This is a genomic window from Motiliproteus sediminis, assembly GCF_017912535.1.
GTDB lineage: Bacteria > Pseudomonadota > Gammaproteobacteria > Pseudomonadales > Balneatricaceae > Motiliproteus > Motiliproteus sediminis.
Genome location: NZ_JAERQK010000008.1, coordinates 123,478 through 138,126, shown reverse-complemented (window position 1 = coordinate 138,126; position 14,649 = coordinate 123,478). Strand labels below are relative to the sequence as shown.

Here is a 14,649-nt window from a genome sequence, read left to right as displayed (position 1 = left end):
TCGGACGGCGGGCGACCCCCGCGGAGGAACATCATGAATAACAATAAGATCGATTTATCAAGCATTGAACTGTCAACCAATGTCGCCAACCCCAAGCAGCTGCGCCAGTGCGATATCAGCGCCTTTGACGCCATCTATCTGGGCGACTTCTCCTGCATGGATTACCCCAACAATTTCAGCTCCCACCCGGAGCTGCTGGCCGACGCCGTGGCCGAGATCCATAACGCCGGCAAAAAGGCGTACCTGCGGATCTACGCCACCCCCGGCAACGAAGATCTGCCGGAGGTGCAGGCGATGCTGGACGCCGCGCTGGCGCTACCCTTCAATGCGCTGGAGGTCCACAACCTCGGCGTACTGCGGATGCTGAAAGAGCGCGGCAACAGCACCCCGATCCACCTCGGCGTGTTCGGCAACCTCTACACCGACGCCACCGCGCGGGTGCTGAAGGATTACGGCGTGGAGCGGGTCTACCCCAATCCCGAGCTCAGCCTCAAGGAGATCGTCTACATCCGCGATAACACCCCGGTGGAGGTGCTGTTCCCGGTCCACGGCAAGATCCCGCTGGTGATCTCGGAAACCTGTTTTATCGTTGAGAACTCCCAGTGCGCCACCCAAAAGGTCAATCCGCGCGGCAAGCTGGTGTGCGACTTCCCCTGCAACCAAGACTACTGGCTCAACCGCAGCAATGGCGGCTGGGTGCTGAAAGATACCGGTCGCATGACCCTCTCCGGCAAGGACCTGTGCATGATCGAGCATATGCCGGAACTGCTGCAGCAAGGTCTCTGCTGCTTCTACGTGCAGAGCCATGGCGAAACGCCGGAGTACGTAGCCGAAACCGGTCGCCTCTACCGCGCCGCCATCGAGCGGGCGCTGGCCACCGATGCGCTGCCGGGCCCGAGCGGGGTGGAAACCCTGAGCCAGCTGGCCAAAGAGGGGCTGTGCAACGGCTACTACTTCGAAGGCGCCGGCCAGACCTACGTCGGCCGCGAACAGCGCCTGGGAGCCTGAACATGAACGCCTCCGCGCTTGATCCCAACCGCCCTGCCTGCCTGCTGGCGCCCGCCGGTTCGCTGGAGATGGCGATGGCCGCCGTCGATGCCGGCGCCGATGCGCTCTACATGGGGCCGCTCGGCTGGAGCCGTCGCCCCTCCGAGTCAGAGATGAACGACGACGACATCCACCGCGCCATCGACTACGCCAACGCCCGCGGCTGCGAACCGCGGATCGTGCTGAACACCTTCCCCAGTCCGCTGGAGATGGACGCCTGGCTCGATAAGGTGCGTCTCTTTGGCGGCTGGGGAGCGTCCGGTTTTATCGTCACCGACATCGGCACCATGCCGTTGATCCGCGAGATCCTGCCCGACACCCAGATCCACGTCAGCATTGGCAGCGGCATCACCAACGCCTGGGACGGCCGCTTCTACCAGCACCTTGGCGCCGATCTGCTGATCATCCCCTACCGCTGGGGCGAAACCGAGATCGACCAGTTGAAGGCCACCAGCAACATCGGCATCGAGGTGTTTCTGTTTGAAACGGTCCAGACCGGCATCATCTGCCCCGGCCGTTGCATCATGAGCTCCTACCTCAAGTTCCGCGACTGGAACGAGGGCGAGGGCAACCACAGCTTCCACGGCAGCGCCAACCGCGGTGCCAAGGAGTGTTATCGCGTATGCCAGACCCACTGGGGCCACGGCACTGAGCGGGATGAGCCGCACCAGCAACTGAAACTGAGAAGCGACGCCCGGCTGATGCTGCACCAGTTGCCGGCCTTTATCGAACGCGGGGTGCAGTTCTTCAAACTGTCAGGCCGCGAACGCCCCACCGAGATGATCCGCGATCTGGTCACCTTCTACCGCAAGGTGATGGACGGCATCCTCGATGGCAGCCAGACCGATATGCGCCATTACGAAACCGAGCTGGCCACGCTGCAGCAACGCTGGGTCAAGGCCAAGTCACGTCGGGTCGGCACCCTGATGGCGCGCGCCAAAGGCTACGGCGAACAGCCGGCCCTGCATGCCGGGACCCGTGCCCATGGCTGAACGTTGCCAAACCGCACCGCTGGGCACCCTGACTGCCGCCTTTGAACGCAGCGGCAGCCCCTACTGGCTGATGGATTGCATCCAGCAGCAGGGGTTCGACCGCCGCCACGGTTTTGAACTGCGGGTGAACTACGGTGACGACCAGTGGCAGCAGGGGCGCCATGCCACCGAAGCGGCACTGCTGGCAGGTGAGGTGGACTTTATCGATTGCGACTGGCTGACCCTGCTGCGTTGCCGCGCCGAAGGCGCCGCGATCTCGGCCGTCTACCCCTACGGCCGCGTGCTGGGCGGGCTGGTGGTGCCGCCCGCCAGCGCCATCGGTGATCTGGATGACCTGATGGGCGCCAGGATCGGCATCGTCAACCGGCGTGACAAGAACTGGCAGCTGCTGTGCGCCTACGGTCGCCAGCTGCACGATCTCGATCTTGATGATCGCTGCCGGGTGCTGGAAGCCGGCTCCAAGACCACCCTGGCTGACTGGCTGCGCAACGGCCTGCTCGACGCGGCGGTAGTGTACTGGCATCAGCTACCGGCCCTGCAGCAGCAGGGCTATCGGCTGCTGGTAGATATCCCCCTGCTGCTGCCGGCGCTCGGTCTCGATCCCACCCCCACTACCTTTTTCCTGTTCCGCGACGCGCTGATCAGAGAACAACCGGCCCTGATCCGCGCCTTTATCGCCGCCCTCAACGACGCGCGGCAACAGTTGCAGCGCGGCGACGCCTGGCAACGTATCGGTGCCGAGCTGCTCGCCATCGACAACCCCGAACTGCTGGCGCAACTGCGGCGCATCTGGAACAACCGCATCGGCCAACCCTGGCAGCCGGATCAGATCAGCGGCTTGTGGTCGCTGACCCAGATTGTAGCGCCAGCAAACGCCGGCAGCTGTACCCAAACCGAGTTCAACAAGGCCTTCGCCTGGGACTTCCTGCAAGCCCCGGCTATGCCCTGATCAAGAGCCCTGACGAGGACCAAACGATGCCTGTATCACTACAACAACAAGGGCAACAGACAACCAACCAACCGCCGGTCAAGCTAATGGCGCCCGGCGGCACCCGGGAGATGGCGCTGGCGGCGCTGGAGCACGGCGCCGACTCGGTCTTCGTCGGCCCGTTGGGCTGGAGCCGCCGCCCCAAGACCGACGAGCTCAACGACGCCGAAATGGCCGAAGTGATCGACTACGGCGTCCACCATGACAAGGATATCCGCGTCGCCATCAACGTCATGCCGAGTCCGCGCGAGATGGGGCTGTTCCTCAACAAGATCGAACAGTTCGCCAAACTTGGCGCGCAAGGGGTGATGCTGTGCGATCCCGGCTGCATGCGCGAAGTGCGCGCCCGTTTTCCAGAGCTGGAGATCCACGTCAGCGTCACCGCCGGCCTGTTCAACCGTGAGGATATTCACCTCTACCGCGAGCTGGGTGCCGACATCGTGGTCATCCCCTACCGCTGGGGCCAGACCGAGATCGAACAGATTCGTGACCAAGCCGGCGTGCAGCTGGAAGCCTTCCTGTTCCAGACCCCGGAGCGCAGCTGGATCTGCCCCGGCCGCTGCTACGCCAGCAGCTTTTTTCACATCGCCCACAAGAACGACGCCAGCGACAAGGACCACTTTATCGGCAGCGCCAGCCGCGGCGGCAGCTGTCACCGCATCTGCCGCAGCGACTGGCAGATGATGCAGGGCGCGGAAAACCTTGGCGGCGAACTGTTCGCCGAGCGCCAGAACCTCAAGGCCAGCCCCGAGCTGCTGCTGTGGGAGTTGCCGCGCTATCTCGAACTGGGCGTATCGCGGCTGAAGATCCCCGGTCGCGAACGTTCGGTGGAGCTGGTGGTGGCGATCACCGCGTTTTATCGCCGGGTGGTGGACCAGATTCAGCGTGGTAATCACGACTTGAGTGGCTTTGAAGCGGAGTGGCAGGCGCTTAAGGGGCGCTGGGAGGGCGAAAAACGCAAACGGGACAGCAAGCAGGTCCGTCTGGCGCTGGCGGGATAACTGATGCCGCTAACCCGCGTTCAGACCCGCACCGTCGAGGCCACCGCAACGCCCGTTCTGTGGTTGGATCAGATCACCCCGGAGCACCAACCGGTTGTGGGTGCCAAGGCGTTTACCCTGGGCCTGCTGCGGCAACAGGGGCTGCCCGTCCCCCCCGGGTTCTGCCTCACCTGCGACGCCCTCACCATGCTGTCGGACTCCAGCGCACCGGCACAGCTACCCGCGGAGCTGGAAACATTGCTGCTGGACGCCTGGCATCAACTGGACGGGGCTCCGGTCGCCGTACGCAGCTCCGCGCTGGAAGAGGATCAGGCAGACGCCAGCTGGGCCGGAATGTTCGCCACCCACCTCAGTATCACCTCACCCGCACAGCTGTTTGAAGCGGTGCTCGATTGCTGGCGTTCGCTGCACCGGCCCGCGGTGGTGCAGTTACGCGCCCAGCAGCGGCGGCACCAACAGCCGGCCCCCGCACCCCGCATCGCCATTCTGGTTCAACAGCAGGTAGACGCCTCCGCTGCCGGCGTGCTGTTCACCCGCGACCCGCTGCATCCGCGCGCCGAACAGCTGTGCGTCAACGCGGTCCAGGGGCTGGGCGAACCGCTGGTATCCGGTCTGGAACGGGGCGACCGCTACCAGCTCAGTCGCCGGGGCGAGCTGATAAGTCAGCATCTTCACCCTCAGCAACGCCGCCTGTCGCTGGCCGGCGAGCACCCGCTGCCACCGGAGCGCGGTGGCAGATCCTCGTTAACACCCGCACAACTGTGGCAACTCGCCAGTCTCGGCGTCACCCTGGAAGCCTCACTGGGCAGCGCCCAGGATATCGAGTTTGCCTTTGACGGCGATCAACTGTGGCTGCTGCAGAGTCGCCCCGTGGTCTGCAACAGGGCGCCCGACCGGGATGCCCTGATACGCTACCGCAACACCGAGCTGCATGCCCTCAAGCGCAAGCTCGATCAGCTGACCGAGCACCGTATTCTGCGTCACGGCCGGGGGGTGCTGAGTAACGGCAATATCGGTGAACTGCTGCCCCTGCCAACGCCGATGAGCTTTGCCCTGTTTCAGCATATTTTTACCGGTGACGGCGGTGCCATTCCCCGCGGCAGAAAAGCGCTGGGGTACGAAATCAGCCCGCGTGCCAACCGCGAGCTGTTCACCCTGATCGCCGGCCAGCCTTACTTTCATCTGGAGCTGGATGCCCGCAGTTACGATCTGCGCCAGCCACAGCCGGTAGCGCTTTATCTGGACGCAGTGCGCGCCGACCCTGCCCGGGCCAACTATCCGGAATTCGGCCTTTACCATCAGTACCTGGAAGCCGGCGAAGCCACCGCGCTGTTCGGCGAACAGAGCGGCATGCTGTTTGCGCGGGAGTGCCGCCGCCACCAGGATGCGCTGCAGCGTTTCGGACGCGACTACTATGGCCGTTTTCGCCGTCGTATCGAACCACAGCTGGAGCGCCACCGGCTGAGCATGGAGCGCTGTACCCCGGGCGATACCAGTCAGGCACTGCTGATCCGGGTCAGTGCGTTAATCCAGCATCTGCAGCAGGTCAGCTGCTACCACTTTGTGATCGCCGCGCGGCTGGGTTTTTACTTTGCCGAACGGCTACGCCAGGCCCTCCAGCAGTATCTGCCGCATCAGACCGATACCCTGATGGGGCAGCTGCTGCAGGCATTGCCGGGCAGCCGTATCACCGAGCAGATGCTAGACCTCGGCGCACTGCAGCGCGGTGAACTGGAGCGCACCCAGTTTGTCCGTCGATACGGCCACCTGGCGGTCACCGAACTGGAAATCGCCCAGCCCCGCTACCACGAAGATCCTGAACAACTGCAGCGCCTGACCGCCATCCCCGGTGAGCGCGCCGACAGCCGCAGCCGGTTCCGTCAGCAGTGGTGCCAGCGCAAGGGCGTCGAACGTCAGTTACGGCAACAACTGCGCCTGGCCGGCGTCAGCGCTGCCGACCAGCAGCAGCTGTTTCTGCACCTGCGGCTGGCGCGGCGCTATCTGCCGCTCAGGGAGACCATCAAGTACCACTTTGCCGGCGAATACGACCTGCTGCGCCGCGCCCTGCTGGCCTACGCCGACAGCACCGGACTGGCCCGCGACGACCTGTTCTACCTGGAACCGGCCGAGCTGCCGCTGGCGATCAACCGCCGCGGTGAAGCGGAACGGCTAATCGACCAGCGCCGCCAGCAGCATCGGCTGGCCAAAAACCTGGCCGCCGCCCGGCCCCTGCCCGCGGTGATTTTCGGTGACGATCCGGACGCCGCCTTTAACCAGCCGCCCTCGTCCGGCGGCAACCGGTGGCAAGGCGAAGGGATCGCCCCCGGCATCCGCCGCGGCCGCTTGCGGTTGGTGGATGAAAACAGCGACCTGTGCGCCCTCGCCCGCAGCCTGCACCCGGACGACATTCTGGTGACCCGCAGCGCCAACCTGGGGCTGGCACCGCTGCTGCGCAGCGTCGCCGGACTAGTGGTAGAGATCGGAGGCTTTCTCGCCCACGCCGCCTGTCAGGCGCGCGAAGCGGGCATTCCCGCGATGGTACTGCCGGATGCCACCCGCCTGTTGCAGGAGGGCAGCGAAGCGCTGCTGGATGGGGATGGCGGAAGTCTGTTGTTAACTTCGTAATGAGGGAACTCTCGACTTGTGCGCACTGGACGCCAATCACTATTCGCACGCCTGAATGTCATCAACAACAGTCCGCTTTTGGCCCCATTTTTGACCGTTAGCGATATCTGATATATCAAGTTAGTCGTCGAATTGCCTCAGCCTTGGGAGTGCCTTTCTTAATCCCTCTAAAATGCGGCTCCAACCGATCCGCTGTTGCCACGGCTGGCCGTCAATTCTGACGTTGTAGCAATCGATTCGATCGCTGCGGTATAGTTCTATTCGATGAGTCACAGGTGAACCGGTATCGTAATCGGTAATCTCTATGACTCACCGGAGATCAGGGAGGTCGATACGATCAGCAGGGATAGCGTTCTCCAGCCGCTTACGTTCTTTAGCGGCTCTAGCATTCGCCAAGCGGGCGATTTGCTCCTGATATCTTTTGCTGCGTCGATACATTGGAATACCCTCCTACCATGGAAGGTAGAGCAACCTTGCAAGGTAGACCAACCTTGTAAGGGCCGAATATTAAAATGTTATGCATCACTATGACTAAAATCATTCTCAAAATAGAACTAGGAGATTGGGATGGAGGCCACAATGGCCGCTACCCAAAAATAATCGAATGGAATTTGGATGATGAAAATTATCCGATTGAAGAAAGTGAAGGTTGGGGGCATGGCCTCGGAGGCAGCAGGGCGTCTCTTAACAATTTCATTAAGAGCAATTGTGTTGAGAATTTAAAAGGTGAAGATTCTGACTGGGCTTACGAAATAATTATAAAGGCATTCGAATTAAACAAACCCATTCGTGAGATCGGGCAAGCCCTTAGTATTGAGTCACAAAATTGTAAAATTCTCCTACCAGAACATTTGCGCGCAGTTTTAGGTCGCTGGGGATGCTACCTAAATGCATAACAAATTGCTCAAGTCCACTCCGGGCCTTCGGCCCTCCGCGGGACGCTCCGCAGCGTTGCTGCTGCGCGCCCCTTAGCAAAAGCGTTATGTTTCACGGCAAGTAATGGAGTAAGCCATCGAAATGGAATTCTTAGTTCCTGACCATCTTGAAACTGAAAGACTGATCCTCCGGCAGTTTCGGGATGAGGATTGGAAAGACCTTCACCACTACTACTCCTCCGCTGAAGCCACAAAATTCACAGTGGGTCGCGAGTTCACCGAAGGCGAAACGTGGCGAACCATGTGTGGCATGGTCGGCCATTGGCAAGTCCGTGGCTACGGTCCTTACGCCTTAGAAGAAAAATCCAGTGGTAGGGTATTGGGAACGGCTGGTTTCTGGTATCCGAACGACTGGCCAAGCCCTGAAATAAAATGGGCGCTGGCTCCTGAGCATTGGGGCAAAGGTTACGCCAGTGAGGCTGCACGAGCTGTGCAAAATGCTGGGATTTGTCACTTGCCGGACATTTCTCTCATCAGCTTCATCAACGCTCAGAATACGGCGTCTATACGGCTAGCGCACGCGATTGGAGCAAAGTTCGAAAAAGAGGTTCTGTTCCGTGGTGCAAACTGGCATATATACAGACATCCCCGTGAAACATAACAAGGCCGTCAACGTAAAGCCCAGCTACGCTGGGCTCGGACCTTCGCTGCTACGCAGCTTCGGCCCGTTACGGCAGCGTTAAATGCTATGAGAGTCACAGCCGTTCTATCGATCTTCTTGCTGACAGCCTGTTCAAAGGAGATGTCGGACGTAGAACACAGTTACCGGCCTCAAGATGATCCGTTTGTTCTCGCTCACTTTGAGTCCTTGCTGGAGCAAAGGGGTATCGAATACAGGAAAAACGAACTCGGGTTCTATGTCGCGCCTGAGCAAGTCATCGATGAGATCTATATCCCGCTTGGGGAAATAGCCTCAACACGGGGCTTGCAAAGCGACTCCATAATTATCGACTCTGACTGCGCTGCAAAGAGGTTGGAAGAACACCTCGATGCAAATGGGGTGATCTACCACCATTTCAGCAGAGAGGGGCTGCGCCTGATAAAAACCACCAGAGCAGATAGCGAGCAATATAACCTCATGGGTTACTACGCCAAATTCAAGCATGAGTGCGTAAGTCGCTCATAGCGAGTAGCCCAACAAAGAGCCCAGCTACGCGGGGCTCTTTGTATCTTTATCACCACTCTGTCCCGCTCCTACCCCGTCCGCCGCGCTCCACTGCCCCACCAGCCGCCGCACCTGTGCCGCCTTGCCGCTCATATTGGGCATCTCGTCCAGACTGTCGGCGAGCAAGCGATAGGCATCGCTGAGCCCGTCGTAGTTCGGATAATCCCGGTGCAATCCCGCCAGCAGTTTGACCGCCAGGCGGGCATTACCCGCCCGCTGGCAGGCACGTGCCAACTGGTGGCGCAGTTCCGCCGCAGGTGGCTGGTAACCGGGATTCAGTTGCAGCAACTTACGGTAGTAGCCGTAGAGCTGATCGCCGCGCCCGGTGCGTTCCAGAAAGCTGAAAAACTCAGGTGCGAATCGGCTCAGGGCCTCAACGTTGCCGCAGGCATGGAGCAGATCGAAGCATTGCAACTGGAACTGGCGGTCATCCGGGTAGCGCTTGACCGCCTCACTGTAGCCGGCGACCACCTCATCGCGGCGGCCCTCTTTGATCAGCACATCCAAACGCGACAGCAGTCGCTCCCGTTCGGGGCGGACGCTACGGGTGCCCCCAAAGTCGCCACGCGCGACAAATCCCAGCGCTTCCTGATGCTGAAAGATGATGTACCCCAGGATGTGAAAGGTCACCACCATGTAGTAGTAGGACACCACGCTTTGTAGCGCGGCGGTCAGCAGGGTCAAGCCGTCACCGATCAGGCTGCTGATAATGCCCACCGATGCAGACAGGATCAGCAGAAACGCCAGCAGCACCCCGTAAGAAAGCCCCAGTGAACCCATCAGGCGCAGCATGTTCATCGGGTTGATCGCTTCGCTGAACGACTCTGTCACCGCGTAGTTGATGATCACCGCCGGCAACCCCAGCGTGAACAGCAATGACAGACCACCGGCAACGCCCTCGCCGAGATAGAGCCCGGCGGCGTAGACCATACCCCCGAGCGCAATAAGAATGCCGATGATATTGATGATCAGGCTGACGCCACCACTGAAGGCATCCCCCACCGCCGGCGCCTCGGCACGACCACTGGACGAATGCTGCAGGCACAGAAAGCAGTACTTCACCATGACTCCGGTGACCGCCACCCAGAGCAGAAAGGTGATCAGCGACGGGACCGACGACAGCAGAGTCGAGATCAGCGATATCCCGATGATCAAGCCCAACGGCGCACTACTCATCGGGTAACGGAAGCTTTCCGGCAGCCGCCGCCAAAAGGGAGCCACTGAGTTGGCGGCACCCAGGCTGGAAACGATGTTGCCGCAGGCAAAGCAGCGGTCCTGTTCGCCGTAGCCGCTTTCATCGACGCAGCCGTCGCACAGGCTGATCTGGCATTCGGGGCAGGCGAAGGTAGCGGCGGCCAGCGGGTGATATTTACAGTATTCCATGGGGCCTCCTGCTATGCCTGACTGAGCTGTTTAGCAAGCGCTTCGTAGCTGCTGCGCTTGCGACGATTACCGCGCTCGTCATGAGCGCGCGCCAACTTGCGGGCAAAATTGCCCAGGGCCCGATTGTGGGAGTCGCGCCCCTGCAACAGCCCGAAGATCTGTTCGGCCGCGGCGATGTCGGCCAGCCCGGTCAGTCGCCAACCCAGCTTCAGTAGCGGGTCGTCGGCCAGGCGGTGCTGGAGATCCTGGTGCTGATCCCACAGTTCCCCCACCTGTCGCAGCTGAGCCGGCCGCAAACGCTCCTGCTGCAGCAGTTCCAGCACGCAATCATCCAGACTTTGTTCAGGAGCCAGCTTGAGAATGTTGTAGCGCAGCTTGCTCAGCTCAAAACTCTTACCATAGGTCTGCTCGACCTGCTCCAAAGCCTTTAACGCGCCGTTGAAATTGAACCGCTCGAGATAGCCGTAGACAGCCGCCATATCTTTCTGCAATGGCGGGGCTTGCTGGTCCTCTTCGATATACTCCTCATCCAGGATCCGCAGCTTCAACAGCAGCGCGATACCCACTGCCGCGCTGCCGGCCAGAAAACCACCGACGTGAGCCATAAAGGCGACGTTGGAGTCGACGTCGGTCCAGTAGCTGTAGAGCTCCTTGCCGATGTAAAACGGCAGAATCACCAGCGCCGGCGCCCGAAAGAAGCCGACAAAAATAAAGAACCAGTAGAAGAACTCGATCTTCTTCAGCCGGAACACGCCCAGGTACATCGCCATCACCCCGGAGATCGCCCCGGAGGCGCCCACCAGCGGCACCGCGCTGCCGCCGTTCAGCGCCATATGCAGCACACCGCCAGCGACTCCGGAGAGCAGATAGAACAGCAGAAAACGCAACGGGCCGATGGCGGCCTCGACGGCGAACCCACACATCAGCAGGAAGAACATATTGCCGAGCAGGTGCATCAAGCCGCCGTGGAGGAACTGGTGGCTCAACAGCGTCAACCAGCTATGGTCGCGGGGGACCAGTCCAAAGCGGCGAAAGCTGATCGATTGGATCAGGTCGTCGATCTGTTCCCGGTTTTCCCAGTAGCCAAAGTCCTCCGACGCGGGGAGAAAGCGGCGGTTCTCAACCAGGTAAGGGAAAAAGCAGGAGTCATTGAGGAGATAGAAGGCCAGGCCTTCACGCTCACCTTCGCGGAAGCGTTGCTGCAGCTCCGCCAACTCTTCCGGCGCACCGTCGGGCTGCGCCCGCAGGTAATCCTCGAACAGCGGCCATTCGTGGTCCAGGTAACCCAGTTGCTCGTAACCGTTGAGCGCCTGAAAGAACTTCTCATCGTCGTTCGATTGATAGAAGAAAAAGATCAGTACATTGAGGATAACCAGGGTAAACAGCACCACTGGCGAGCGCTCGCGGTCGAAGCGCTTTTCGGTCGGGACAATGACCATAGCTCGCGATTCCCTTCTCGATCAGATAGTCGCGGCGTCACTGCCACGTTTTGCCGGACCATAGCACAACCGCTGGTGGCGCCCAAATCCAAAAGCCCCCTGCGCGGGCACTACTCAAACGCCCGCAGCCGCTCCTCGGTGGGCGGGTGGGTGGACAGATACCCCTGCCAGCGGATCTGATCGGCATCCGCCGGCTCGGCGGTTTCACCCGCCTTGGCCAGTCGCGTTGTCTCCAGCCGCCGCATCAGGTCGGCAAAGCGCTGCGGCGGAATGCCGGCCTCACGCAGGTAGGCCAGCGCGTACTGGTCCGCCTCGGTCTCATAGGCGCGCGAATACGCCAGTTCCGCCATCAGCACCGGCAGCCCCAGCACCACTTCGGCGGTCCCTGAGGTATCGCCGGTGATCAGCGCCAGTACGAACACATAGAGCGAGTTCTGCACCAGCCGCCGCAGGCTGTGACGGTGCTCCACATGGCCGATCTCGTGGGCCAGCACCGCCAGCAACTCGTCGTCATGGGCCGCCAGATTGACCATCGCATCGGTAAAGATGATCTGGCCGTTGGGCAGGGCAAAGGCGTTGGCACCCACCGCCTCGCTCGCACGGAACGCCACTTGAATACGCAGCTCCGGTCGACTTTGCACCAGCGGCTGAAAGTGCCGTTGCAGCGCCTGTTGGCGCGCGGCACTCAACATGGAGGGTTCCAGCCAGCGCTGATCGAGCAGCTGCAGGGTCTGCTCGGAGGTGCTGTCCAGCAGCTCGGCGGGCAGCGCAGCAGCCACAGCATCCGCCGCGGCGGGAACACCGTAACGCACCGTGGCCCAGAACACCGCCCCGACCACCAGCACCGTGAGCGCAACAAAGCGCCAGTGAGACTCCAGCCGGTGCACCAGACCGCGCGAGCTGCTGGGCTCCAGCAATTGCTGCAGCTGGTCCACGGCGTCGTTATCGAGGGTTTCGATCGTGGGTCCGTCCAACAGGTGGAGATAGCGGGGGGTGTTGGCCAATCGCGGCGAAATGCGCAGCTCACCACCGCAGATGCGGTAGATCACCCCACCATCCGAGCCGCGACGCACCTCCAGCTGACCATCGTCGCCCCAGCCGATCGTCACCTCGGTACGCGCCGACCCCTGGCCGTCGTACCATTCACCGTGAAACAGTGGCTCGCGCGCCGTTGAATCGTTCAGATGCCGACCTCCATATCGAACACGTCACCCATCTCTTCACCCAGCGCCGACACGTTCTCCGTTTCGCCGGCAATAAAGCCTTCCAGATCGGCATGGGCATTGAGCTGCAGGTGGTCGGCCTTGTACTGCGCCACCCGGACCTTGGCCCAGGGGTAGTAGAAGCCGAGGGTCAGCAGCGTCAGCAGGGTATTGACCAGCATCAGCTTGATGTAGGAGCCGTCTGACCAGTCACAGCTGAAATCAAAATCCCCGCCACGCAGCGCGCTGTTGTTGAAGATCAGGTTGGTCTTGCGCACTGAAATGAACGCAAAGACATACAGGTAGGCAACCAGCATCACCAGCGGCGCCAACGGCGGCAGCAGGAAGTTCAAGCCAAACATCAGCGCAAAGGCGACCATAAAGATGCCGAAAGCGCCGACAAAGATCATGTAAAACGCCTTACCGCAGGGCGTCAGCTGAAACGGTTCGGTACCGTAACGGCTGTTATCAACAATAAACTGTTGCTGCTTGTACAACGCCAGCGGCATTAACAAACCCAAACTGAACACCCCCGCCAGCGGCCAGAAAACAAACGCCTTGAAGGCCGGCCAGATCTCGCCGTCGAAGCCGAAGCGCAGGTTGCGCCAGGCGGTCACCCGGCGGTTGAACTTGAGCGAACGCACGATGATCCAGGGCAACACCGCCAGAATCGCCAGCGCCAGCGCCAACCCGGCGATGGGGTTGAGCTGCGAAATCAGCGAGTAGGCAACGAACAGCACCACCGCAATAATCCGCCCCTTGAGAATGGTCAGCGGTTTGGCATGGTAGGCAAAGCGGCTGCCCGCCACCTCGGTATTGCCGTAAAAATACTGGGCGTTACGAACCTTGGCCCAGGCGCTGTAGATGCCGAGGGTCACGATAGTCAGCAGTATATTAACGATCCAGATGCGGAAGTATTCGGTGCCGTTGCCGTAAAAGCGGAACGGGTGAGCCGCTGGCTCGCCCGCCTCCCTGCTTGCATTCTCAGCGGACGTAGCGGTGCCCTCCGCGTCGCTCTCTTGCATAGCCGCCATCTCACCGCCACGCTGGCTCACCTCGCCGCTGCTGTCAGGCTCACCCGCCTCGGCTCTGGCCGCCGCGGCCGCTTTGCTGACGGCGCCCGAGATGGTGCCACGGGCCGGTGCGACCGCCGCAGCTTCTGGCGCGGGGTTGAACGGCTGCAGCTGTGCTGCGACTCCGATCCGCTGCAGCGCGTCGATAAAACGCTGACCCTTGTCAGCATCGATGTCGCGCTTGATTGCCACATTGCCGCGCCGAAAAATCTGCTCGGTTTTGGCTGCGTCCAACTTGAACAGGCGGGTGAACGCATCCTTCACCGCGTCCGGCTCAAAGCCCTCCAGCACACTGCCACTGACAACCACGTTAAAACGTTCTGTTGACATGATATCGTCCTTGATTACCGATTGAGGTGGGTCGTTGGCACAATCTAGCATTGATCCCGCCCCCCTGTTGAGTCGTCACCACGTTATTGTTGATCTGACGCAATAGCGCACCATGCATTCGTGAACCGCAGCCCGGTTTCCGCCAGAACGCCGATCAAACCAGCACCTGACGACACTGCAGTCACACAGCATCGCTACCACCGCCATCGGCGCCCAGGCGACAGAATTGGAGTGCTTTAAAGCACCCATGGCGAGAGCGGGCGTAAGCACCCAGCGTCGCTGCATAGGACGGGTCCACCGGGGCGCAAAAGACGGCGATTTCAGCCAGTCACCAGGCAATGGCCCAAGACCGGTGAGGTATAACCACTGCTGCGCACCGTTATTGCGCCACCGCGTGCAACCGCAGCAATCTGGATTATGCTTCACTGCACCTCATACATGGCCGTATGAGCCGGGACAACCAAGGATA

At 61.0% G+C, this 14,649-nt stretch carries 12 protein-coding genes; 8 read left to right on the top strand and 4 right to left on the bottom strand.

The annotated features are described in order from the left end of the window. The first annotated feature begins 33 nt into the window (after positions 1–33). From JJQ76_RS13975 to JJQ76_RS13940, 8 genes are all read left to right on the top strand, one after another. The gene (locus JJQ76_RS13975) at positions 34–1,008 is read left to right on the top strand and encodes a peptidase U32 family protein (RefSeq protein WP_210397494.1); all 975 of its coding nucleotides are present in this window, start codon (positions 34–36) and stop codon (positions 1,006–1,008) included. Between the two features lie 2 nt (positions 1,009–1,010). Next, positions 1,011–2,039 (top strand): peptidase U32 family protein, encoded by a 1,029-nt coding sequence (locus JJQ76_RS13970; RefSeq protein ID WP_210397493.1) that lies wholly within the window; start codon positions 1,011–1,013, stop codon positions 2,037–2,039. Continuing rightward, positions 2,032–2,988, top strand: a complete 957-nt coding sequence (locus JJQ76_RS13965) for an ABC transporter substrate-binding protein (protein ID WP_210397491.1) — start codon at positions 2,032–2,034, stop codon at positions 2,986–2,988. Before JJQ76_RS13970 ends, JJQ76_RS13965 begins: the two co-directional genes overlap by 8 nt. 26 nt (positions 2,989–3,014) lie before the next feature. Further along, a complete protein-coding gene (locus tag JJQ76_RS13960; protein ID WP_210397490.1) occupies positions 3,015–4,028 on the top strand; it encodes a peptidase U32 family protein in 1,014 nt (337 codons plus the stop codon). Positions 4,029–4,031: 3 nt separating this feature from the next. Continuing rightward, positions 4,032–6,653 (top strand): PEP/pyruvate-binding domain-containing protein, encoded by a 2,622-nt coding sequence (locus JJQ76_RS13955; RefSeq protein WP_210397488.1) that lies wholly within the window; start codon positions 4,032–4,034, stop codon positions 6,651–6,653. A 527-nt stretch (positions 6,654–7,180) separates the two neighbouring features. Beyond that, positions 7,181–7,549: a hypothetical protein gene (locus JJQ76_RS13950; protein WP_210397486.1), complete on the top strand. Its 369-nt coding sequence runs from the start codon at positions 7,181–7,183 to the stop codon at positions 7,547–7,549. Between the two features lie 121 nt (positions 7,550–7,670). Further along, entirely contained in the window at positions 7,671–8,189 is a 519-nt protein-coding gene (locus tag JJQ76_RS13945) for a GNAT family N-acetyltransferase (RefSeq protein ID WP_210397485.1), read from the top strand. Between the two features lie 141 nt (positions 8,190–8,330). Continuing rightward, complete coding sequence (locus JJQ76_RS13940; RefSeq protein WP_210397483.1) at positions 8,331–8,714, top strand: hypothetical protein; 384 nt, start codon at positions 8,331–8,333, stop codon at positions 8,712–8,714. 24 nt (positions 8,715–8,738) lie between these two features. Here JJQ76_RS13940 and JJQ76_RS13935 read toward each other — a convergent pair whose 3' ends face one another. The 4 genes from JJQ76_RS13935 to JJQ76_RS13920 all read right to left on the bottom strand — a co-directional run bounded on the left by JJQ76_RS13935 (position 8,739) and on the right by JJQ76_RS13920 (position 14,180). Then, complete coding sequence (locus JJQ76_RS13935) at positions 8,739–10,136, bottom strand: DUF4013 domain-containing protein (RefSeq protein WP_210397482.1); 1,398 nt, start codon at positions 10,134–10,136, stop codon at positions 8,739–8,741. Between the two features lie 11 nt (positions 10,137–10,147). Further along, positions 10,148–11,575: a rhomboid family intramembrane serine protease gene (locus JJQ76_RS13930; protein ID WP_210397480.1), complete on the bottom strand. Its 1,428-nt coding sequence runs from the start codon at positions 11,573–11,575 to the stop codon at positions 10,148–10,150. Positions 11,576–11,685: 110 nt separating this feature from the next. Beyond that, positions 11,686–12,732, bottom strand: coding sequence for a M48 family metallopeptidase (locus JJQ76_RS18270; RefSeq protein ID WP_425515236.1), 1,047 nt, complete (start codon positions 12,730–12,732; stop codon positions 11,686–11,688). Between the two features lie 23 nt (positions 12,733–12,755). Next, a complete protein-coding gene (locus JJQ76_RS13920) occupies positions 12,756–14,180 on the bottom strand; it encodes a YjgN family protein (protein WP_210397477.1) in 1,425 nt (474 codons plus the stop codon). Positions 14,181–14,649: the final 469 nt, after the last annotated feature.

Bases quoted from the DNA above. Each gene is read 5' to 3' on its own strand.
- JJQ76_RS13970 (WP_210397493.1), top strand. From the start codon at position 1,011: ATGAACGCCTCCGCGCTTGATCCCAACCGCCCTGCCTGCCTGCTGGCG.
- JJQ76_RS13945 (WP_210397485.1), top strand. From the start codon at position 7,671: ATGGAATTCTTAGTTCCTGACCATCTTGAAACTGAAAGACTGATCCTC.
- JJQ76_RS13935 (WP_210397482.1), bottom strand. From the start codon at position 10,136: ATGGAATACTGTAAATATCACCCGCTGGCCGCCGCTACCTTCGCCTGC.
- JJQ76_RS13975 (WP_210397494.1), top strand. From the start codon at position 34: ATGAATAACAATAAGATCGATTTATCAAGCATTGAACTGTCAACCAAT.
- JJQ76_RS13965 (WP_210397491.1), top strand. From the start codon at position 2,032: ATGGCTGAACGTTGCCAAACCGCACCGCTGGGCACCCTGACTGCCGCC.
- JJQ76_RS13940 (WP_210397483.1), top strand. From the start codon at position 8,331: ATGTCGGACGTAGAACACAGTTACCGGCCTCAAGATGATCCGTTTGTT.
- JJQ76_RS13960 (WP_210397490.1), top strand. From the start codon at position 3,015: ATGCCTGTATCACTACAACAACAAGGGCAACAGACAACCAACCAACCG.
- JJQ76_RS13920 (WP_210397477.1), bottom strand. From the start codon at position 14,180: ATGTCAACAGAACGTTTTAACGTGGTTGTCAGTGGCAGTGTGCTGGAG.
- JJQ76_RS13930 (WP_210397480.1), bottom strand. From the start codon at position 11,575: ATGGTCATTGTCCCGACCGAAAAGCGCTTCGACCGCGAGCGCTCGCCA.
- JJQ76_RS13950 (WP_210397486.1), top strand. From the start codon at position 7,181: ATGACTAAAATCATTCTCAAAATAGAACTAGGAGATTGGGATGGAGGC.
- JJQ76_RS13955 (WP_210397488.1), top strand. From the start codon at position 4,032: ATGCCGCTAACCCGCGTTCAGACCCGCACCGTCGAGGCCACCGCAACG.